Raw genomic sequence first — 19,827 nt, 5'->3', positions numbered from 1 at the left:
GGTTCTCCGTGACTAGGAAGCTTGATGAGGAACGAGAGAAAATGCGCGATAGTAGTTGCTCTCAGGCAGCTTGCCAAAAAGGCGCAAGCTCTGACCGGAATATTGTCCCGGATAGAAGAGGACCAGAGGCGTGTCCTCCATGTATGCGTGCAGGCAATTGAGCAGGGTATGACTGCGGAGCATGGGCCAGGCATTGCCGACGCCTGAAACAAGGACCAGGTCGTTGACCTCAGGTCGTGCGGCTTGGACGAAATATTCGGCTACGCGTTTTTCCTGGAGCGGGCCTTTGAGGGCTTTGAGCAGTTCTTCGTCACCCTTGGTTTTTTGCAACTGGTAGGCGCGGTCCAGAAGTTTGCGCTCAGCCAGGTAGTCGATGAGCAGCTTGAACAGATTGATGTGGACAAACCGAAGATCGGGAGCACGCTTTGTGAGCTGCGCTTTGATTGTTTCAAGAAACTCCCTGAGTCGGAGTTCCTGCTCCGGTGGGTAGTCGAAGATATAGAAGCCGATCTCGTTGCCAAGCCCAGTATTCGACAACAGTTCCTTGGAAAGGAGCCGGTCGAGGACTTTATTCAGGCGACCGTTGAAATCATCGTTCATGAGAGAGCCTCCAGGCACCTGAGGACATACCATTCGTCATTGTCTCGAAGGAGACGTTTGAGTTCCGGCAGGAGCGAAAAAGGGATCAGCCGGAGGGATCTTGTCGATTCGATCACATTGGCCTCGGCTAAAATACGAAAGACGACCTGACGGATTTTGGCGTGCGTCGTTTCCGTCCACTTGGTGATCTCAGGGTCGATTGCGGCGCATTCCTCAAAAAAAGAATTCCAATCGAGCTTGGTCAAGGCGGGTTTGTATGTCCGCCAATGAGCGCAAACCACCTTGCCGACGAAGTCCCCCAGGAAACGGTTATGCTTGATCGCAGCGGCGAAAAGAGCTTGCGTGGTGAGTTCCTGCGAGCCGGAAACGATCATGGTCAGAAATCTTTTGTCCAAGCCCTGCAATCGCGCCAGGATGAGGTTCGTCTGACGTCTGGCCGTGGCGGGTGAACGCTTCTGAAGGCTGTTGTCCGCGCTCACGCGTTCATGCACACCCTTTGGGTCAAGCCCCAAGAGTAGCAGCTCGGCGACACTTCGGCTTTCGCGGATGAGCAGGGATCCTGCCACGATTTCACCGTTGAAACTCAAAAGATTCTCCTCAATTCATTGGATGCATAATGAGTCGCCCAAGATCGTCCTGACAGAGGGGGAAAGTATTGGGCTGACACGCTGTTAAGCCGCATTGGGCCAACCATGTCAACCAGTAAAGATGTATGACAAATACGGATTGGGATAGTAGCGGAAGGGAGAGTGGAGATCGATCCTAAAAAAGAAGATCGTCCCTGGGTGTTGGGACGATCTTCAAAAAAAGATTAATTTTTTCTTTTCAATACGATTTTGTCGGCAGTGACCTGCACATCAAACAGATCGTTTTCTTTGTAAGCTTTGTCAGGGTTCTTCGCATTGAACTCATCGATAAAGAACTTCTTGATAACAATCGTTCCTTTTCTTCCTACGACAGGCGGTTCCGCATCTTTAACCACACTTACAGGTTTGCTTTCAATCAGCTTGAAATTTCGTAATTCTTCAGGTCCGAAAGCATAAGCTTCAATAATAATGTTTCTTTTTACGCCAAAATCTTTTTTCGCCTTGTAAGTATCAAACGTCATTGTTTCGGAAAAATTTTCTTTCGCATATTCCAAAAGTTTCTCTGAAAGTTCTTTGAAATTTACTTCTTTTTTATTTTTCAGCTTGCTCTTTTCCATCTTAACATCTCCTTCTGTTAAATTTTTTGTGGTTTTGACTAAAGTGGTTGATGTCGTATGATGCCTGGAAACAAATAAAAAAATCGATATTTCAAATTTGATAGATCCGATGTGTTTAATTTCTCAAATTTTGTTAAATGTCAATATTTTTAGACACATTCTGAAATATCCTTGATTTATGAATATTTTTCTGGTATATGATTATACGTCTGTTTTGAATTGCGTCGTAGTTAATTATGTGTGTTAAAATTGGATAACTGATTTTTTTCAAATTTTGATTTTATAAATTTTTAAATGATACGAGTATATAAATTTACAAATTTTGGGTAATTTTATGCAACATCAAAATCGCAAAGAAAATAAGTATATCGATATCGAGCATGTCACAAAACGTATTGGAAATAATATTGGTTTTGCGCGAGAATGCAGGGCTCTGAGCGTAGCGAAAATGGCTGAAATTTCAGGTGTATCTGAGAGAACTATCCGGCGGATAGAGGGTGGAGACCCGCACGTGACGACAGGATCAATTGCTCGTGTTTTAAAATCAATTTACCTCGAAAAAACGATGGATTATGTTGCGAGTCATGAATTAGATGATGTTGGCCAGTTTTATTACAAAAGAAACAATCCTGAAATACCTCATGAATTAGATCCAAGGTATGATTTTTAAGGATGTTTGTTTTTTCAAAATAAGGTTATTTTTTTAAAGAGATTATTTGTGCGCCGGGTTGATTATCCCGGCGCACTTGGAATGATCTAGTTTTATTTACTCGACACCTAGTTCAATTTTTGTTTCAATTTGCTCAATGATGATTTTGAGCGCTTTTCTGGCGATTCTCAAATTGAGTTTTTCTCCATTTAGAAGAAAATTTGAATCGAAATATGTACGTCGAGTGGAATATGTTGTCCTGATGTCAATTTCGAGTTCTCCCAGCGTGCATACTACAAATTTTGAATACATGGAGTTCATTCTTTCATGATATTCCCTGTCACGCATTCTGTAACCGTGGAAAAAGAATGATTTTCTGTGTTTTTCGCACAATCGGATTGCTTCTTCTAGATCAGATTTGTTTTGTCTTAATTCGGCGATGGTAACACTCCATGCGCGGTCAATTTTTCTTTTCATCATTATCCTCCTATTTATGATCATTCCTGCTTTGATCTTCGGGAGGAGGATTTTTATAAACAAACTACGGAAAATTATTTTTTGATAGCAGACGACTTAGATATATGTCTCGACAAATGTCTCGGCACCAAACATTTGATAGTTCAGCGTTTGGAGACAATGAGACATTTGAGACGTTATTTTGTATGTATATTAATTGATCAGATTGAGAATTTGAAAAGTCGTGATGTGTGCCATGTATCAAAAACAAGGTAAATTTTTAAGGAAATATGGTGAGTGTATATGAAAATGTGCAAAAAAGAACTTATCTGGGATATGCAACAGATGCCGCACTATTGTTAGGGCAGCAAATCGAACTAGCTAGAAGTCGTAGAGGGATGTCACGGGAGGAGTTGGCTGAACGAGCAGGGATATCAACGGATACACTGCGCGAAATTGAAAAAGGAGGAATGACTGTTGCTGTCGGTTTAGTGTTTGAGGTTGCTGCTCTGGTTGGTGTTTGTCTGTTTGAGCCGGACAAGCGTATTCTAGCATTGCAAATTGAATTGGCACAATGTAAATTGTGCTTAATTTCCAAAGATATTAAAAATGATGGCAAGGTTGACGATAACTTTTAATATAAAATGCAATTGATCTAATCCTTTTGAACGACTTATCATTGAGTATCAACGTAGCTCTAAATGTGAGCCCATGAGTGGGCAGAAATTTTGTGTTAACGGCAGTATTAGTGATTGATCATCCTGTCTTCGAACTGGATACTGAATCGTTGTCCACAACAATCGTGAGGTTGGCCTTGATGAGCATCACAGGTCTGGCGATGACAGCCCCGCCAGGTTTAACGCTCGGCTTGGCGACGAGTTCGACGAACATGTGCTTGTTGCACGTCACGGCATGACGAAGAACACATGCATTCATATCCACGCCGGCATGGACATAGGAGATGGCGAGGTCTGCGGCAAAGTTGATCTGAAAGGAAGGGGATAAACGCTGAGGAAGCCCGAGCGCAGTGTTTTAGCGTTTCTCTCTGATACAAGGTGTCGCCATGTTCGTGAGTTGTTTCCGCTAAGGGTGCCCATAAAAAGGGGCTTAGGAGAGGAGTGCCGACGTTTGGCTCCAGACGGGTATTGATTAACAGGGTCTCGCAGGTCATGGAAAGACTTGCTGGCATACAGGCTGAATCAGTTTTGCCTGCATGCCAGCAAGAAGCTCAATGACACCTTCGTCATTAATATGCCTATCCCTTTATTATGAGCATGTTAGCATCTTAGGATCATCTTCGCAGGTGTCGGGACTGCCGAGGTTGGCGACAGTTTGATCGAAGTCAGTCGGGAACTCAGCGGGTTCCACTTCTACGCCTTCACCCGGCAAACTCCATTCCCAATACCCAGCATCAGAATACGCCTTTTTCTTAGTGACAATTCCTAATAAAGTTTTTGCTCTGCGGACCGTAGCCCAAGCCAACCCTTTTACTTCTGTCGCCTCTTTGACATCTCGTTGACGGAGCGGGCCATCAGCGAGAATTTGCTCCAGAAATGAAGTGGCTTCTTCACGCGCAGAAACCTTCTGCTGCGAAGGCGCAGCGTTATCGAGGATGGTTTTTGCATCTTCATCCAAAAAAACACCCCACTCGACCTTGGAAGCGAATAAGCCGGGTACTGAAGGCAACTCAACTTCCTTAACGTCGAACGTGAACCCTCCGCGATCTGGTCCAATGTTCGACTTAGCTCGAACAATCACCCGCTCCTCTTGGCCAGTCTCCTTATTCATGCGTTTTGAGATAACCATAACCACTCGTGGCAAGGCGCTGAATGCGATTGAGCCAGTAATGCGCTCAGCGACATCCTTTCCCTGTGTTCCCTTACTAAAGTGAGTTATACCTATCACGACGCAATTCGCCTGTTCAGCAAACTCGATCACAGGCTGGAGGTCTCGCCTGACTTCAGCATTTTTATGGCTGTCACCGGAAATGCTGGAAACAATCGGGTCAAGGATCAAAAGCCTAAGCCCACCTATAATTTCAGCCGCTTGACGTACCTTCGGATAGTCGCGCGATGTATCAAAAGCTCTGTTTCCTGCGCCCGACTCACCAACAACGCCATTCAGGAAGTGGATGTTGTTAAGGTCGGCACCAGCAGCAATCAACCTCGGAACAAGCGTATCTTCTGCTCCGTCTTCACCAGACCAGATGGCTACTTGACCTCTTTCACACCGCGTTCCATCAGGCCAATATCCACCGGTACTAACTGTTGCAGCAACCATTACTGCTGCGGTTGTTTTACTCGAACCAGGAGGCCCTCCGATGATATGGAATTTCTTTTTGGCTAACCATCCTAACCATAACCAATCGATTGGTTGTGGAACTATGTCCGCTGCGCACTTAAAGATCAGACCATTTTCCTGCTTGATAAGTTCGGCTTGAGACAAGTTTTCTTTAAGCAAACGCTCTACGGCAATCTGAACCGAATGCGCAACAGCCATGCCACGGTCGACACGTTGAGATAGCTGCCCAAAGCTAGTTTCATGACGTTTTCTCTTCGGCCCAAAATCTGGCTTTGCCAGAACTGCCCGAGATGCTTGTGCCATACTCTCGTACTCTTCTTTGATGGCACCATCTTCAGTTAACTCAGCCAAGATGACGATGTACACATCGGGCAACACGTCTCGAAGTTCTGATCCAGATGTTGCGAGTTCATCTGCGAACAATGGCACCGCCCCAATTGCTCCGACTTCTGTCGCAGCATCAACGGCTGCGTTGATTTCAGTCGAGAGAATTATCAACACATCATTCGCAGCATTTCTTGGTATTTCTTCGGTTCCAAAAAATACAGCCTCGCCATGTTCACGAGCATCAATAACAATTTGATTCATGAACTTGTCGACCATTCTTAGCGCACATATTGATCCATCGCTAATTCGTTTGAATGGGATGATAATAATTGTTCCTTCACCCAGCGATTTTAAGGAGGATGTGTCAAGATTGTTGGTCGAAAGAATTGCCTCTGCCTCATGTTTTTCAATCTCCTTGAATAAGTGATCGCAAAAACTCAAGTTGTTTTTTTCGATGAAGGCATGATTGTTACGAATAATTGAGGAATTATTCCAAATGTCAACACATGCTGAATAGCAGGAGAGTTGAAGTCCTTTTAACATAATTTCTTTCATTAAATACCTCTCTTTATATGTTTATGAAACCCTCTTTCGAATGAGGTGGCCTATAATTATGATTTTCGGGAAAAAGATTTTTTTTTACACAAAATGTGTAAAAAAAATCATCGAATCATAATATTTGAAAGTAACCCATAGTTATTATTGATAATGTTTTTTTATGATCGGATAGAGCTTCGAGATGTTGTCTATCAAAAGTTTTTTGATGTAGTCATCAAGATATTCGCATGATCTGCTGAGTCATTAAGTTGCTAAGATGCTCATGATTTTGAAGTGAGCTATATATAGAATTATCAATAAATATTGCTTGTGCGTGCTTACGAATAAGCAAGTCGAGTCAACTCAGGCATGGGTAGAAGCAGGGGGATTAAAAGCTGAGGAAGGCTTGATGGCTTAGAACTTTGCGTTAAGCGGAGGCTTTTTTGACTGGGTCACGAGTGAGTTGAGATTAGAAGGCTACCGATAAGGGGTAAGATGGTTACATAGGGTTACACATTGTTGTCATTGCATGTTATAATTAATAAAACATAAATAAGATAAAAAAGGCGCAAATCATAACAAATAATGATTTGCGCCATTGCTATTATTTATTCACATACATAGACAAGTTTGTTGTCAATATATAATGGAAGAGCCCCTGTAAGTATGTCATCAATTTCTGTGAAATAAACTATTAAAATCATGTCCTTGATGAATTCGAGTTCTTTTTTGTATTTATTTTTTAACTCTTGATCTTGGCATATGATGTGACACGATGCTGTTTTGTCAACTTCAAGTTTAAAATTGTCAAAGTTCAAAAGATTTAAAAAAACATATGGGTCGATAGATTTTTGATACATTTCATGGTTTATGTTAAAATAACCAAAAGTTTTTTTAAGCAATATACTCGATTCGTGAAAATGATCGTACTGAATGGCTTCAAGAAAATCAATCAGTTTAATCGAATTATACTCCATTAGCCACTCGCAATAGTTGATTATGTCTCCTTTCCAAATATAATTTTTCCTAAGTTCGTCATAGCCACTAGTCGAGCTGGAAAAGTTTTTTAAACAACCTTCCTCGAAATTGATGTGATCAATCATTTTAATTAGGCTACACTTTCTATAATTTCTCTTTAACATAATTCTCCTCATATTTAAAGTGTGAAAAAAGCAAAATGCAGAGTCCGCCATTGTTAACATATATTTAGCACTAGATCCATTATTTTGTCAACGCTTTGTGCTAAATTTTTTTCAATTTTGATGGTTTTCTATCAGGACGAATGATTCTCGAAGTTGTGCTTTTGAAGCATCCCATCATATACTTATGATTTAAGGTTAACTCCTGCAAAGTTTCCGAGGACGGATATCGTCTCGATAAGCTCCGTTTTTCAATTCGATTGTTGCTAACCCAAATAATCATGAGTTGTTCGTGACCGAGCAATCTTCTAGGGTTAATCTTGATGGTTAAGGCCAAGTAAGTTCGACTCGTTTTATTTTTGACGATCGTTAAAAGAAGCGATGAACTCGTCAATGTCAGATTTCCACCAACGCAGTTTACGATCAGCAGCGATCTTAACGGGAAGTGGGGCCTTCCCCTGCGCACACCAGCGTCGCTAGGTCGTCTTATTCACGCGGAAAAGAGTGCTGATCTGCCTTAAATCATAGAGATAATCGTTAAACATGTTTTGTTTCCTAGGGGTTGATTGTTAAACAGAAAATTCTGTGCTTTTAAATCAGTTACGTGGGAAATCATTTTTTTCTTTCAAAGTGATGACATTTCTTGCCTTCAAATATTTTAAAAATTGAAGGCAAGAAACATCGATAACTTTGTGATAGTTATTTCTTATCTATCATTTGATATGGTGTATGGTCATTCAGTCTCCTGATTTCTGACATCCTCTCGGTTGTTATCTGAGAATAAAATTTAAAAATCATTTGAGGGTCACTGTGTCCAATAAAGTTTGCAATCGAATGACAATCTATTCCTTTATAAAGTAGGTATGTTATCCTCATGTGTCTAAAGTTGTATGGAATAAATCTTTTTTTAATTTTTGATTTTTCCATGGCCTTATTGAATGATCTTTTTAATGTCGAAACCTCTTTATTTTTGTAGTTTACAATATAATCAGTGGAAGTTTCTATTCCTTTAGTTTTGCAAAATTCAATGTCTTTTTCTTTTGATTCTTTAATTTTGTCGCTAAGAAACTGGGAAATTTCAACAGTTCGTGTGGCAATTATTTTAACACCATCTTTGTCTGATCTTTCGATGGTAATTAAGTTTTTTTCATGATCGACATATGAATGCTTCATTTTAAATAGTTCACACGGTCCAAAACGAACGCCCAGTTCGTCAGCAAGTAAGATGGCAATTTTTAAATGATCTGGACTGTTTTCATAAAGAGCTGATTTCTCATTATTTGTCAGGAATTCAATTTTTGGTTTATCAGTGCTATTTGTTTTTTTTCCTTTTGAATTTATGGTTAAGTATGTGTAAACAGGGCATTCGGACATCACGACTAATTTGTTAAAAAGAGTATCGTCATTTCTTTCGAGAAACACGGCAATAGCAGTTCTGAGTATATTTAGCTCTCTTCTTATTGTTTTTAGTGATACGCCTTCGACAATTTTTCCATCAACTAATTTGTCTTCAATCCTTTCGTCTGTATATTTAACTAAATCAGAGCGCTTTAAGTCTGAAATTAAAAAATTTCCAAAATGTTTTTTTAAATTATTAACCCTGCTTTTTTCAGTTTTTTTCCTTGTTTCTTTATTGTGTGATGAATAGTAGTCTAAAGCTTTGTTGATTGTTAGTTCTTCTATTTTTTCTTTTTCATCCTCAAAAGAATCAATATTTAAATATTTTTTGTGATGATCATCCATGTAAAACGCTTCTTTTTCAAACTTAACCATATGTTTGAATTGTGAATCTATTTTCTTGGCTTTATTCAGATCGTCAATCTGGATGTTGACTTGTTTTTTTGTGTATGGATGTTTAAAATATACCCTGTGTGTAATTTTTCCGCTTTTGTTTGTATAAGACTTGATTGCCATGCTTTCTCCTTATTTATTATATTTATTTTATGAATTTTTTAGAATTTGTATTTAATCAATTTCTCAATAATTTTAGCTTCGCTATAATTATTTGTTATGATGTTAATTTGTTTTTTTGTTAAAAGTTTTTTAAAATATACACGGTATTTTTTTTGCTTTTCATCAGTGGAATTCATGTTAACAAGTTCTCCTTTATGTTATAGATTATTTATTTTTCATGTTTTCTAAAATTTCTTTCCAATATCCGTGTCGATTTTCTGTTTCTACTTGTTTTGTTTTCGGTTGGTGTTTTAATTCGAACATCATGTTTAAATCACTGCCTAACCATCTCAAGCCTTTGCCGCGACCTATGCCTGTGTCTTTGTAATAGGTTATTCCGTGTTCTAGCATAAATTTTTTTGCTGTTCTCGCTGTTTTGAATTTTAGTTTATTAGCTACTTCCATTGCCGTGTAGATTTCGTTTGGTTCAAAAATTAATGTGTTCATGAATACGTGTTTTGGGAAACACATTTTTTCACACTTCGACGCATTTTTTTTTTTTAAATTCTTATTTTTTTTAGGCCTCAGTTTTTTGTTCCGGTTATTTCCTGGATAATGTGCGTATTATAATGGTATTCATTCACTTGAATCAAGTTCATGACATGAATTCTGGGAATCCCATTTTTTCACACATCGAGAAGTTTTTTTTGATGAAAACTAAATTTTTCACTTTTACCCATTTTGCCATCCTATTTTCCGATTGGTTCTTTTCCTAGAAGAAATACATATAATATGGTATGGGTTCACATGACTCATGTTCATGACATGAATTCTGGGAATCCCATTTTTTCACACATCGAGAAGTTTTTTTTGATGAAAACTAACTTTTCCACTTTTACCCATTTTGCCATTCTATTTTCCGATTGGTTCTGTTCCTAGAAGAAATACATATAATATGGTATGGGTTCACATGACTCATGTTCATGACAAGATTTCTGGGAAACCCATTTTTTTACACATCGAGAAGTTTTTTTTGATGAAAGCTGAATGCAGTTCGAGCTATGATTACGATCTCGACCACTCGTCACGGCTCAAGCACACCTGCATGTACTTATTGAGCACGCCATCACGCAAAAGGGGGAATAACCTCAGGCGACTGTGACCAGTCGAACAGCCTTGGCTGTTCTTTTCTCCGAAGGCTAAACTGCACGTCTCCAGAACCGTGTTCATGGGAACTGTGATTTCTTTCCAATCGAGTGAGATTTAAAAATTGAATGAAAAGGCGAGGTTGGCGGCGGGGGTGGTATTCAAAACCCGGTATTCAAAAAAAATTTGAACAAAAAAAGGGCTTAGGTGAATACCTAAGCCCTTGATTTTTATGGTCGGGATGAGAGGATTTGAACCTCCGGTCTCTGCGTCCCGAACGCAGCGCTCTACCAGCCTGAGCCACATCCCGATTGAGGAAATGCTATCTAGCCAAGATGATTTTGGTTGGCAAGGATTATTTTTGTTTTTCATCGTGTTGTCAGAGTTTTGTTTTTTCACTAAAAAGGGCGAGTACACAAATATTTACGAACTCTGGATGAGCCCGTGCGTTCCTGCGATCTTTCCGGAGGGGTGAGAAAATGACTACAGCTTTTCATGTGCTGGTGGTGGATGACGAACCTGCGCTCAGGGAAATCTGCGAAGAAGCACTTTCCGGCGTCGGCTATGACGTGACCTTGGCCACCAATGGGCAGGACGCTCTGGGAAAGCTCGGGACGGGTGCCTTTGATCTGGTCATCAGCGATTTGCGCATGCCCGACATGAATGGTCAGGATCTCTTGAGCCAGATACGCAAGCATCAGCTTGACGTGGATTTTCTGGTCATGACCGGCTACGGTACCACGGAAACCGCCGTGGACATCATGAAGAACGGCGCGGCGGACTACATCGCCAAACCTTTCGACATCAAGCATCTTCTTTTGCGGGTGCGCACCATTCTCGAACAGCGCCGGAGCCGTCAGGAGCAGGAGAAGCTCTCCGCCGTGGTGCGCATGCTGGGTCTGAGCAAGCGGCTCGGTGCCCAGCTCAATCATGTGGCCGTGGTTGAGGAGTTTCTGATCCACCTGCGCGAGAATTTCTCCCCCGACGCGATCTGCCTGCTCCTGCCGGAAATGCTGGAGCAGGGGCCGACCCTCATGCAGGGCAGCCTGCTCGAAAACAACGAGGTCTTGCGCTTTTTCGTGACCAGACTGTGCGAGCGGATTCTGCGCCAGGGCAAGTCCTATCTCCTTGATCAGCTCACCCTGCAGCAATCTTCCTTCAATTCGTCCCTGTTCCCGGGCGGGTTTCCCTATTCGATCATGGCCGTGCCGCTGGATCTGCCGCAGAAGCGCATTGGGGTCATCACGCTGGTCCGTGACAGGGAAAACCAGCTTTATTGCGAACAGGATCTGCAACTGCTGGGCGTTTTCGCTTCGCATACCGCTTCGGCCCTGCAGAATTCCCACCTCTATTCGCGTCTGCGGACCATGAACCAGGACGTGATCCGCTCTTTTGCCCAGGCCGTGGAACTCAAGGATTATTACACCCGTGGGCACTCCGAGCGCGTGGCCGAGTATGCCTGCCGCCTGGGGCGTACGCTGGGGCTCGGAAGCAAGGAGCTTGACCGGCTGCATATCGCCGGGATGCTCCATGACATCGGAAAGATCGGCATCCCGGATCATATCCTGAACAAGCCCGGCGCCCTGACCGATGACGAGTATGAGAACATGAAGCGTCACAGCTCCATGGGCCGGGAGATTCTGGGGCAGGTCGGCGCCATGAACGACGTGACGGAGATCATTTATCACCATCATGAGCGCATGGACGGCCAGGGCTATCCCGATGGTCTGATGGGCGACGCCGTGCCTTTCATGGCGCGGATCATCTGCCTGGTCGACAGTTACGAGGCCATGACTTCCAACCGCGCCTACCGCCAGTCCCTGCCCCTGGGCAAGGTCATGTACGCCCTGGACAGGGGGGCGGGCACGCAATGGGACAAGGATCTGACCGCGACCTGGATGTCCATCGTCGAACAGGAGCAGCCCGGCTTTCCTCGGCAGTGAGGGCTGATCGCGTCACTTCATTACCCAGGGTTTCAGGGGCAGGTCGATGTTTTTGGCTTGCGGCCTGATTCATCGGCATCTTCATGACAAATTCCTTTTTTTATTCCGAAGACCTTCCGCCGGTCCGACTGGACAAGGCCCTGGCCCAGCATCTGGGGCTTGGCGTCAGGCGCTGCCGGGCCCTGATCGAGGCTGGGCAAGTGCTGGTCGATGACCGCCCGTGCGCCAAGGGCGTGCTCATCCGGCCTGGCCAGCATGTCCTTCTGACGATGTCCGAGGATGCCGCCACGGACTGCCGCGATGTTCGCCTCGTGACCAGCAATGAGAGCTTTGCGGCCCTGTTCAAGCCGGGCGGCCTGCATACGGTGGCGGGTCGGGGCGCTTCGTGTCTTGAGTCCTGTATGCCCGGGCTCGGGCTTGATGGCTGGGAGCTGCTCAACCGCCTGGATCATCTGACCAGCGGCCTGGTCCTGGCCGCCTGCGATCAGGAGTCCGCATCGGCTTACAAGAGCCGGCAGGACGCCGGGCAGGTCCGCAAGTGGTATCTGGCTTTGGCCCGTGGCGTCGTTCAGGGGTTGGATTCAAGGGAACGGATTCTGGATGACAAGCGCCGTATCGTGCGTGTGACCACGGAAGAGGACGAACCCCTGCGCTGGACCCGGGCCCGCGCGGTGTGTCAGGTTGGGGACGACACGTTGCTGCTGGTGAGAATCCTGAAAGGCCGCAGGCATCAGATCCGCGCCCATCTGGCCTATGCCGGGCACGCGCTGATCGGTGATCCGGTTTACGGCGCGGGCGAACCCGGCGGGCTTTATCTGCATCACTGGCGTCTTGAGATGCCGGGTTTCACGGCTTCGCTCTTGCCGGATTGGCCCTGCGTCGATCACGAACTGGTGGAGAACGTCGCTTCGGATTTCGATTCCGATTGAGATCCGCCAAAATTCCGCACCCTGCCATCCGGGGAAGCCAAACCGTGAAACAAGGGGGGAAAGCGAATGAAAAAGTCCTGTCTGGCGATCCTTGTCTGTCTTGGCCTTGCATCCTGCTCCGCGGCTGACGGTAAAGGGCTTGAGAACGGCCACCTGCGGCCATGCCCGGCCTCTCCCAACTGCATCTCGTCAGAGGCGCCCGAAGGCGATGCGCCGCCGTTCGTTGTACAGGGTGAAGATGGATGGGAGCGTCTGCGTCTGGCCATAGTTTCCCTGGGCGGGAGTATCGAGGGCGAGGAAACGGGGTATCTGCACGCGACATTTCGTTCCCGCATCTTCGGCTTTGTGGATGATCTGGAGTGCAGGCAGGACGGCGACGTCGTTCAGGTTCGGTCGGCGTCTCGGGTCGGTTGGTGGGACATGGGGGCGAATCGGCGCAGGGTGGAGAAGCTGCGCAAGGCGTTGTCCGCGACGCCCCCGACCGAAGGGTAGTGACGCGGGCAGGGTGTCCCCTGCCCGCACGGGTTCAATCGAAAAGGGCGCTGGCGAATTCCTGGCCCGAGAAGGGGCGCAGGTCTTCCATTTTTTCTCCCAGGCCGACAAAGCTGATGGGGATCTTGAATTCGAGCGCGATGGCCACGATGATTCCGCCCTTGGCCGTTCCGTCCAGCTTGGTCAGCACGATCTCGTCCACGGGCGATGCCTGGGAAAAGAGCTTGACCTGGGACAGGGCGTTCTGGCCGGTGGTCGAGTCCAGCACCAGGATGGTGCGGTGCGGCGCGCCTTCAAGCTTCTTGCCCAGGACCCTGTTTATTTTTTTGAGCTCTTCCATGAGATTGTGCTTGGTTTGCAGGCGTCCGGCCGTATCCACAAAGACCAGATCGTACCCTTCCCGCATGGCATATTCCACGGCTTCAAAGGCAACGGCTGCCGGATCGCTGCCGTGCGCCTTGGCGTAGAACCCGGCTCCGACCCGCTTGGACCAGACCTGGAGCTGTTCGATGGCCGCCGCGCGGAACGTGTCCCCGGCCGCGACCAGGACCTTGCGGCCCTGCATCTGGGCGCGATGGGCCAGCTTGGCGATGGTGGTGGTCTTGCCCGCGCCGTTGACGCCGATCATGAGCACCACTTCCGGGAGCTGGGGGATCTTTGGCGTCTTGGGTTCGATGAAGACGGAGGCCAGCTCTTCCTTCATGAGGGTCTTGAAGGTTGCCGCGTCCCTTTCAGCGGCCTGGCGCAGCTTGGGCCGCAGGCGCTTTGAAAGTTCCTGGGTGGCGTTTACGCCCACGTCGGCCATGAGCAGGATTTCTTCCAGTTCCTCCCAGAACGCGTCGTCGTATTTACCGGTCATGGACAGGAGCTGGTCGATGCGCATGGTGAGCTGTTCGCGGGTCTTGCCAAGGCCCGCAGAGAGCTTCAGGAAAAGTCTGTTGCGCTCGTCTTCCTCGTCTTCAAGCTCCAGGGCCAGGGCCATGCGGTACTGCAACTCGGAGCGGAACTCGTCGACATGGTCGTACTCCATGTCCAGGAGCCATTTATCGAAGCGGCGGATGAAGTCCTGCGCTTCCTCGGCCGGCACTTCGAGCTGGGCAAAAAGAAACCTGAGCCGCTCCCACAGGACATCGCCGCGCCTGGTCACTCCGTCCAGGATATGAACCATCCAGGTCGAGAGTTTCGGCTCTGCTTCGCCCAGGGCCTGTTGCAGGGATTTCTGCCAGGGCGCAAGCTCGTCCCTGGCGACTGGTTTCTCCTGGAAGAGCATTTCGGCGGCAGGAGCGGGCCTGGGTTCTTCCCGGGGCGCGCTTTCAGCGGCGGGCGCCTTTTCTTCGGTCTTGCCGCCCAGTCCGAACAGTCTGCGCCATCCGCTTTCCTTGCGTGCCTCGGTGTCCACGCCGGGCGCGTCCGCTCTTGCGGCGGGCTGGGCCTCGTGCTCCGGTTCGGGCGGGGCAGGGGGGGGACTGTCCGCGTGCGGGGGTTGCGCCTCGGGTTCTTCTTCAATTTCCGGGATCGTGGGCGCGGCCAAGGGAGTCTGTGTGGGAGCCTGTTCGGGAGTCTGCTCCAGAGGCTGGTCAGAAGCCTGTTCAGGAGCCTGGGGCGATATCGCCTCGTCCCGGGGTTCGCCATCGGCTCCCCAGAGTTTTTTTATGCGTGAGAAAAAGCCCATGTTCTGGTCCTTTGGTGGAGATGTTCGAAAAAATCAGCCGTCAAGGTCTGTAAAGATGTTTTCCCAGGCGATCTTGCCCTGGTCCTTGCGCACCTGACGCAGGAGCAGGTAGACCGCCCCGCTTCCGCCATGTTTGGGCAGCGCGGTGGTGAAGGCCAGGATGATCCGCTTGAGCGGGGCCTGGGTCAGCCAGTTGGTCAGCTCCTGTCGCAGCACTCCCTGACCCATGGGCGAATTGCGTCCCCGCCCGGGGATGAGCAGCACGCAGCGTTTGCCTTCCATGTAGCTTCGCCGCAAAAAGTCAATCACCGCGATTTTTGCCTGGTCCGTGTTCATGCCGTGCAGGTCGAGGTGTCCCTGCATGCTGAATTCCCCGTTTTTGAGCTTGCGGAAAATCTTGGCATCCAGCCCTCGGACCTGTCCCGTGATGAATTCGTGGGTGTACTCCATGTCGAATTCGATGTTTTCTTCCAGCAGGCGGGCAAAGGAGGGCGGTTCCGGCGGGACGACTTCCCTGGGTCTGGGTTTTTCCGCGATATCGCGGCCGCCCTTGGTCAGGGGCTGGACGTCGGAGAAGGCATGCAGAAACAGGTCTTCCTCGGACGTGTGATCCCTGGCTTTGTCGTCACGGCTCGCGGCGTTGGACGGCGCGGCTTTTCCACGGGAGGGCTTTTTTTTGAGCCGGGACCGCAGTGACGGGTCTTTATCTAGTGATTTGAATGGATTATGCATGCATGGCTTCCGCTGTAGTCAGGGCTCAATACACAATATTGCGGCCAAGGGCAAAATCTTAAGGCGAGGCCCGGCGCCCGGTTTGTGGACAAGGAGCCCGCTCGTCTGCTACCCGGAACTCTTGTCAAATCCAGGCGATTTTCCATTCACATCTGCCGGAATCAGAGAAAGCACGCATGAGTACATCCCCCCTGGAAAAAGACCGGTTTCGATTTCTGGTCGTCGAACCGGATGAGGACCTCGCACGGGAAATGATGATCGTGCTTGAACGGCTTGATGTGCAGGTCGACCATGAGCGCGGCCACCTCAAGGCCCTGGCCGTGAGCGAGGACACCGAATACGATTGCCTGCTGGTCGCCTCTCGCGGCATCGACATCTCGGGCCTGGAACTCTGCGCCCTGGTGCGGGCCCGTGAGACCCGGCGTTCCCTGGCTCCCGCCTACATCATCCTGGTTGGCCCTGAAGAGGATCTGGTAACTGTCTTCACCAGCGCCGACGACATCGATGACTACATGCTCGGAACATGGATGGATCTTGAACTCGAATGGAAGATCAAGCGCGGCCTGCGCGCCATGTCCGTGTGTCGCGACTTCGGAGCGTCCCGGCTTCTTGACACCGAGACCGGCCTTTTGACCCCGGAAGGATTGCGCACGTTCCTCCTTGAGGAGGTCAATCGCATCGGCCGCAGAGAGGGCTGGCTTTCCATGAGCATTCTTGCCGTGCCGGGCCTTGGCGGCCTGCGCGTCAGCTATGGGGAGGCCTGGCTGGAATGGTTCAGGGACGGGATCTGGTCGTCGCTCAGAAGGCAGCTGCGCAATTATGACCGTCTGGCATCCATGAACAACGGTTTTCTGTGCCTCATTTCTCCCGACCTCAACGAGGAGGGGACGCGCTTTCTTCTGGCGCGTCTGGCCTCGGTCATCAGCGAGTACCAATTTCAGGAAAACACGGAACCATCAACTCACGTTTCCCTGGCGGCGCGTTATCTGTGCGTGCGCGTGCGCGGGGACTACAGGCAGTTCGGGCGTACCGGCGATGTGCTGTGGGGCTGGCTGCGCGAGAAGATGACCGAACCCATGTCCGAGGGGATCATGGGTTACACCGGCACCGTGGATCTCAACCTTCAGGTCGCGCTGACGCTCGCCCCCAAGGACTGATCGTCAATCGAAGGCCTGGCTGACCAGCATCTCCACTTTCAGCGCCACTTCCTCGATCACCGGCTGGAAGTCGTTCTCCAGGAGGAAGACGGGAATGGTCAGGCGTTTGAGTTCAGCCGTAAACATGGGATTGAAATGGTACCCCGTCTCCGTGGCCAGATAATCGGCGAGCTTCAGGAGCATGATGGCCGGCGGTGGGGAATCGTCGGAAATGGCGCGGTGGTGGGCATATACCGCAAGCTGGACATTTTTCGGAAATTTCCACAATTTGAGCGCCTTGGCGCTCAGGATGGGGTGGCTGACGCCGAAGAGTTCATCCTCGATCTCAAGGGGCGGATTCCCTCCCGCTTCCCAGAGTTTGGTCATGGTCGTGAATTCCCCCGGCAGCAGAGAGGCCATGACTACGTAGCCGATGTCATGCAGCAGTCCGGCCAGGTAGGTGCTGTCCTGCTCCTCCGGGGTCATGGGGAAAAGGTGTGGATAGAACTGGGCCAGTTTTTTGCACAATAGCGCGGTGCTCAGGCTGTGTGTCCAGAATTTGCGCACCGAGAACGAGGGCGGAAAGGCGTTTTTGCGCACGGAATCGGAGAGGGTCAAATAGTAGACGATTCCTTTGACCTCGTTTAAGCCCAGCCGGACCAGCGCCTTTTGCGGGCTGTTGATTTCCTCCAGCCCCCGGTACAAGGGCGAGTTGGAGATGGCCATGATCCGGGCGCAGAGCACCGGTTCCGCGCTCATGGCCTCGACGATTTCCTGCAGGCGTGTATTCTGGGCGTTCAGGAGCTGCCACAGCCTGAGGACCATGGGTTTCAAGGGAGGCAGGTCGCGGTCGCTGAGTTTGTCCAGATTGATCATGATGTGGTCTTTGTGTGGAAAAGGGTTGTTTCACGGCCGTGGGCCTTGATGTGTTCTTATCCGGGGAGCGCTAGCACAAGCGGATGGAGCAGGGCAATGGGCTGATATTTTGGCCTTGATGTATCTATCTGAAATACAGGGAGAAATTTATGAAGATAACTTTTCTTGGCGCGGCTCGCACCGTGACAGGCTCTTGTTATGTGCTCGAATGCGAGCACGCCCGATTCGCCATAGATTGCGGCATGCATCAGGGCAACAGGAGCATCGAGGGACGCAACTGGGACGAGAACGGCATGTATCGTCCCGAATCCCTGGATTTCATCCTGCTCACGCATGCGCACATCGATCACTCCGGCCTGCTTCCGCGCCTGGTCTCCCAGGGCTTCAAGGGCTCGGTCTACACCACGGCCCCGACCAAGGACCTGCTTGGGATCATGCTCGAAGACAGCGCCCGCATCCAGGAGACGGAAGCCCAATGGCGCAGCACCAAGAAGCAGCGGGTCGGCGCTCCGCCGGTGGAGCCGCTCTACAAGGTGGAGGATGCCCAGAAAGCCCTCCGGCAGCTGAAGACCCAGGAGTACAATCAGGTCTTTGAGCCGGCCCCGGGCATCCGCGTGATCTTCAACGACGCCGGACATATTCTGGGATCGGCGTTCATCGAATTGTGGGTCAAGGAAGGGGACGAGGAGACCAAGCTGGTTTTCTCCGGCGATCTCGGGCGTCCCAACCAGCTGCTGGTGCCCAACCCCCAGACCGTGGAGACGGCGGACTTTCTTTTTCTGGAATCGACCTACGGCGCGCGCAATCACAAGAACGAGACCCAGAGCAGGCAGGAACTGGCCGAGGCCATCGCCTACAGCTATGAACGCGGGGAAAAGGTCATCATTCCGGCATTTGCCGTGGAACGCACCCAGGAGCTGCTCTACAGTTTTCATCTTCTGCACCAGGAAGGTCTGCTGCCGGACGACATGCCCGTCTATGTGGACAGCCCCCTGGCCATCAAGGCCACGGAGATTTTTCGGCGTCACTGGGACTACTACGACCAGGAGACCAAGGAACTGGTCAGGGATGGCAAGAATCCGCTGGAGCTGCCCAACCTGCGTTTCACCCTGACCCCCGACGAGTCGCGGGCCATCAACGTGTCCCAGGAACCGGCCATCGTCATCGCCGGCAGCGGCATGGCCAACGCCGGGCGCATCAAGCACCATTTGCGTCACAACATCTGGAAACCGGGCGCGTCCATAGTTTTCGTGGGCTTCCAGGCCGAAGGCACGCCGGGCCGCCGCATCGTCGACGGAGCCAAGAGCATCCGGATTCTGGGGGAGGAGCTGTCGGTCAAGGCCAAGGTCTTCACCATCGGCGGTTTTTCGGGCCATGCCGGGCAGACCCAGATCCTGGATTGGCTGTCTCATTTCCGCAACCCCGAGGTGCAGGTCTATCTGGTTCACGGCGAGCATTCGGGGCAAAAGGTCCTGGCCGAACTGATCCGGGAGAAATTCAAGCTGACCGTGCACATTCCGGACTATTTGGATGAATGTCTGCTCGAAAAGGGCGGGCGCTTCGAGCTGACCGCACGCCCGACCCTGGCCGCTCCGCGCATCGACTGGGAGTACCTGCTGGAGGAGACCGCCGGAAAGCTGGCCCAGGTTCAGGACCGGGTCGAATACCTGCAGCGCATAGGCATGACCAACCAGGTCGAGATTCGCGGCAGCCTGCTGGCCATCAACTCGCGTTTCAGCTCCATCCTGTCGGAGCTGATGTTTGAACAGAAGCAAAAGCCCAAGCAGGACTAGGA

Annotated in this window: 18 protein-coding genes and 1 tRNA gene; 7 read left to right on the top strand and 12 right to left on the bottom strand. The window is 49.3% G+C overall.

Translation table 11 applies throughout. The features are described from left to right. Positions 1-12 precede the first annotated feature (12 nt). From BMZ40_RS13595 to BMZ40_RS13585, 3 genes are all read right to left on the bottom strand, one after another. Positions 13-600 carry a DUF1788 domain-containing protein gene (locus tag BMZ40_RS13595; protein ID WP_092376841.1) on the bottom strand — a complete coding sequence of 196 codons (588 nt, stop codon included), beginning with the start codon at positions 598-600 and terminating at the stop codon, positions 13-15. Further along, positions 597-1,187 carry a DUF1819 family protein gene (locus BMZ40_RS13590; protein ID WP_177193178.1) on the bottom strand — a complete coding sequence of 197 codons (591 nt, stop codon included), beginning with the start codon at positions 1,185-1,187 and terminating at the stop codon, positions 597-599. Before BMZ40_RS13590 ends, BMZ40_RS13595 begins: the two co-directional genes overlap by 4 nt. 224 nt (positions 1,188-1,411) lie before the next feature. Beyond that, on the bottom strand, positions 1,412-1,804 hold the full coding sequence (locus tag BMZ40_RS13585; protein ID WP_092376834.1) for a hypothetical protein: 393 nt from the start codon (positions 1,802-1,804) through the stop codon (positions 1,412-1,414). A gap of 334 nt (positions 1,805-2,138) precedes the next feature. Between BMZ40_RS13585 and BMZ40_RS19300 the strand changes: the two genes are divergently transcribed. Further along, a complete protein-coding gene (locus BMZ40_RS19300; RefSeq protein ID WP_143075639.1) occupies positions 2,139-2,474 on the top strand; it encodes a helix-turn-helix domain-containing protein in 336 nt (111 codons plus the stop codon). Between the two features lie 96 nt (positions 2,475-2,570). On the opposite strand, the gene BMZ40_RS13580 is transcribed toward BMZ40_RS19300, so the two are convergent. After that, positions 2,571-2,930, bottom strand: coding sequence for a hypothetical protein (locus BMZ40_RS13580; protein WP_092376831.1), 360 nt, complete (start codon positions 2,928-2,930; stop codon positions 2,571-2,573). 272 nt (positions 2,931-3,202) lie between these two features. On the opposite strand from BMZ40_RS13580, the gene BMZ40_RS13575 reads away from it, so the two are divergent. Beyond that, the gene (locus tag BMZ40_RS13575) at positions 3,203-3,547 is read left to right on the top strand and encodes a helix-turn-helix transcriptional regulator (RefSeq protein WP_218143777.1); all 345 of its coding nucleotides are present in this window, start codon (positions 3,203-3,205) and stop codon (positions 3,545-3,547) included. 118 nt (positions 3,548-3,665) lie between these two features. On the opposite strand, the gene BMZ40_RS20055 is transcribed toward BMZ40_RS13575, so the two are convergent. From BMZ40_RS20055 to BMZ40_RS13555, 5 genes are all read right to left on the bottom strand, one after another. After that, positions 3,666-3,800, bottom strand: a complete 135-nt coding sequence (locus BMZ40_RS20055; RefSeq protein ID WP_281243796.1) for a hypothetical protein — start codon at positions 3,798-3,800, stop codon at positions 3,666-3,668. A 375-nt stretch (positions 3,801-4,175) separates the two neighbouring features. After that, positions 4,176-6,092: an AAA family ATPase gene (locus tag BMZ40_RS13570; RefSeq protein ID WP_092376824.1), complete on the bottom strand. Its 1,917-nt coding sequence runs from the start codon at positions 6,090-6,092 to the stop codon at positions 4,176-4,178. A gap of 1,820 nt (positions 6,093-7,912) precedes the next feature. Next, positions 7,913-9,127, bottom strand: a complete 1,215-nt coding sequence (locus tag BMZ40_RS13560; protein ID WP_092376818.1) for a tyrosine-type recombinase/integrase — start codon at positions 9,125-9,127, stop codon at positions 7,913-7,915. 204 nt (positions 9,128-9,331) lie between these two features. Continuing rightward, a complete protein-coding gene (locus BMZ40_RS19295) occupies positions 9,332-9,613 on the bottom strand; it encodes a hypothetical protein (RefSeq protein WP_143075638.1) in 282 nt (93 codons plus the stop codon). An 872-nt stretch (positions 9,614-10,485) separates the two neighbouring features. Next, positions 10,486-10,562 (bottom strand) — tRNA-Pro (locus BMZ40_RS13555). Between the two features lie 169 nt (positions 10,563-10,731). Here BMZ40_RS13555 and BMZ40_RS13550 point away from each other — a divergent pair. From BMZ40_RS13550 to BMZ40_RS13540, 3 genes are all read left to right on the top strand, one after another. Continuing rightward, on the top strand, positions 10,732-12,195 hold the full coding sequence (locus BMZ40_RS13550; RefSeq protein WP_092376815.1) for an HD domain-containing phosphohydrolase: 1,464 nt from the start codon (positions 10,732-10,734) through the stop codon (positions 12,193-12,195). Positions 12,196-12,278: 83 nt separating this feature from the next. Further along, positions 12,279-13,124 (top strand): pseudouridine synthase, encoded by an 846-nt coding sequence (locus tag BMZ40_RS13545; protein ID WP_092376812.1) that lies wholly within the window; start codon positions 12,279-12,281, stop codon positions 13,122-13,124. A 66-nt stretch (positions 13,125-13,190) separates the two neighbouring features. Continuing rightward, the gene (locus tag BMZ40_RS13540; protein ID WP_092376809.1) at positions 13,191-13,616 is read left to right on the top strand and encodes a DUF1499 domain-containing protein; all 426 of its coding nucleotides are present in this window, start codon (positions 13,191-13,193) and stop codon (positions 13,614-13,616) included. A 34-nt stretch (positions 13,617-13,650) separates the two neighbouring features. Here the strand turns inward: BMZ40_RS13540 and ftsY are convergent, their stop codons facing one another. Next, positions 13,651-15,288: a signal recognition particle-docking protein FtsY gene (ftsY, locus tag BMZ40_RS13535; protein WP_092376806.1), complete on the bottom strand. Its 1,638-nt coding sequence runs from the start codon at positions 15,286-15,288 to the stop codon at positions 13,651-13,653. A 33-nt stretch (positions 15,289-15,321) separates the two neighbouring features. Continuing rightward, a complete protein-coding gene (locus BMZ40_RS13530; RefSeq protein WP_092376803.1) occupies positions 15,322-16,020 on the bottom strand; it encodes a Smr/MutS family protein in 699 nt (232 codons plus the stop codon). Between the two features lie 176 nt (positions 16,021-16,196). On the opposite strand from BMZ40_RS13530, the gene BMZ40_RS13525 reads away from it, so the two are divergent. Next, a complete protein-coding gene (locus tag BMZ40_RS13525) occupies positions 16,197-17,177 on the top strand; it encodes a response regulator (protein WP_092376801.1) in 981 nt (326 codons plus the stop codon). A 3-nt stretch (positions 17,178-17,180) separates the two neighbouring features. Here the strand turns inward: BMZ40_RS13525 and BMZ40_RS13520 are convergent, their stop codons facing one another. Beyond that, complete coding sequence (locus tag BMZ40_RS13520; protein WP_092376798.1) at positions 17,181-18,032, bottom strand: HDOD domain-containing protein; 852 nt, start codon at positions 18,030-18,032, stop codon at positions 17,181-17,183. A gap of 149 nt (positions 18,033-18,181) precedes the next feature. Here BMZ40_RS13520 and BMZ40_RS13515 point away from each other — a divergent pair, with 149 nt between their 5' ends. After that, positions 18,182-19,825: an MBL fold metallo-hydrolase RNA specificity domain-containing protein gene (locus tag BMZ40_RS13515; RefSeq protein ID WP_092376795.1), complete on the top strand. Its 1,644-nt coding sequence runs from the start codon at positions 18,182-18,184 to the stop codon at positions 19,823-19,825. The last annotated feature ends 2 nt before the right edge of the window (positions 19,826-19,827 follow it).

It is taken from the genome of Desulfomicrobium apsheronum (assembly GCF_900114115.1).
Lineage (GTDB): Bacteria > Desulfobacterota > Desulfovibrionia > Desulfovibrionales > Desulfomicrobiaceae > Desulfomicrobium > Desulfomicrobium apsheronum.
Note: the sequence above shows the minus strand (reverse complement) of the source record. Positions and strands in the feature narration are given on the sequence as shown.

Bases quoted from the DNA above. Each gene is read 5' to 3' on its own strand.
- BMZ40_RS13595 (WP_092376841.1), bottom strand. From the start codon at position 600: ATGAACGATGATTTCAACGGTCGCCTGAATAAAGTCCTCGACCGGCTC.
- BMZ40_RS13585 (WP_092376834.1), bottom strand. From the start codon at position 1,804: ATGGAAAAGAGCAAGCTGAAAAATAAAAAAGAAGTAAATTTCAAAGAA.
- BMZ40_RS19300 (WP_143075639.1), top strand. From the start codon at position 2,139: ATGCAACATCAAAATCGCAAAGAAAATAAGTATATCGATATCGAGCAT.
- BMZ40_RS13580 (WP_092376831.1), bottom strand. From the start codon at position 2,930: ATGAAAAGAAAAATTGACCGCGCATGGAGTGTTACCATCGCCGAATTA.
- BMZ40_RS20055 (WP_281243796.1), bottom strand. From the start codon at position 3,800: ATGTTCGTCGAACTCGTCGCCAAGCCGAGCGTTAAACCTGGCGGGGCT.
- BMZ40_RS13570 (WP_092376824.1), bottom strand. From the start codon at position 6,092: ATGAAAGAAATTATGTTAAAAGGACTTCAACTCTCCTGCTATTCAGCA.
- BMZ40_RS13560 (WP_092376818.1), bottom strand. From the start codon at position 9,127: ATGGCAATCAAGTCTTATACAAACAAAAGCGGAAAAATTACACACAGG.
- BMZ40_RS19295 (WP_143075638.1), bottom strand. From the start codon at position 9,613: ATGAACACATTAATTTTTGAACCAAACGAAATCTACACGGCAATGGAA.
- BMZ40_RS13550 (WP_092376815.1), top strand. From the start codon at position 10,732: ATGACTACAGCTTTTCATGTGCTGGTGGTGGATGACGAACCTGCGCTC.
- BMZ40_RS13545 (WP_092376812.1), top strand. From the start codon at position 12,279: ATGACAAATTCCTTTTTTTATTCCGAAGACCTTCCGCCGGTCCGACTG.
- BMZ40_RS13540 (WP_092376809.1), top strand. From the start codon at position 13,191: ATGAAAAAGTCCTGTCTGGCGATCCTTGTCTGTCTTGGCCTTGCATCC.
- ftsY (WP_092376806.1), bottom strand. From the start codon at position 15,288: ATGGGCTTTTTCTCACGCATAAAAAAACTCTGGGGAGCCGATGGCGAA.
- BMZ40_RS13530 (WP_092376803.1), bottom strand. From the start codon at position 16,020: ATGCATAATCCATTCAAATCACTAGATAAAGACCCGTCACTGCGGTCC.
- BMZ40_RS13525 (WP_092376801.1), top strand. From the start codon at position 16,197: ATGAGTACATCCCCCCTGGAAAAAGACCGGTTTCGATTTCTGGTCGTC.
- BMZ40_RS13520 (WP_092376798.1), bottom strand. From the start codon at position 18,032: ATGATCAATCTGGACAAACTCAGCGACCGCGACCTGCCTCCCTTGAAA.
- BMZ40_RS13515 (WP_092376795.1), top strand. From the start codon at position 18,182: ATGAAGATAACTTTTCTTGGCGCGGCTCGCACCGTGACAGGCTCTTGT.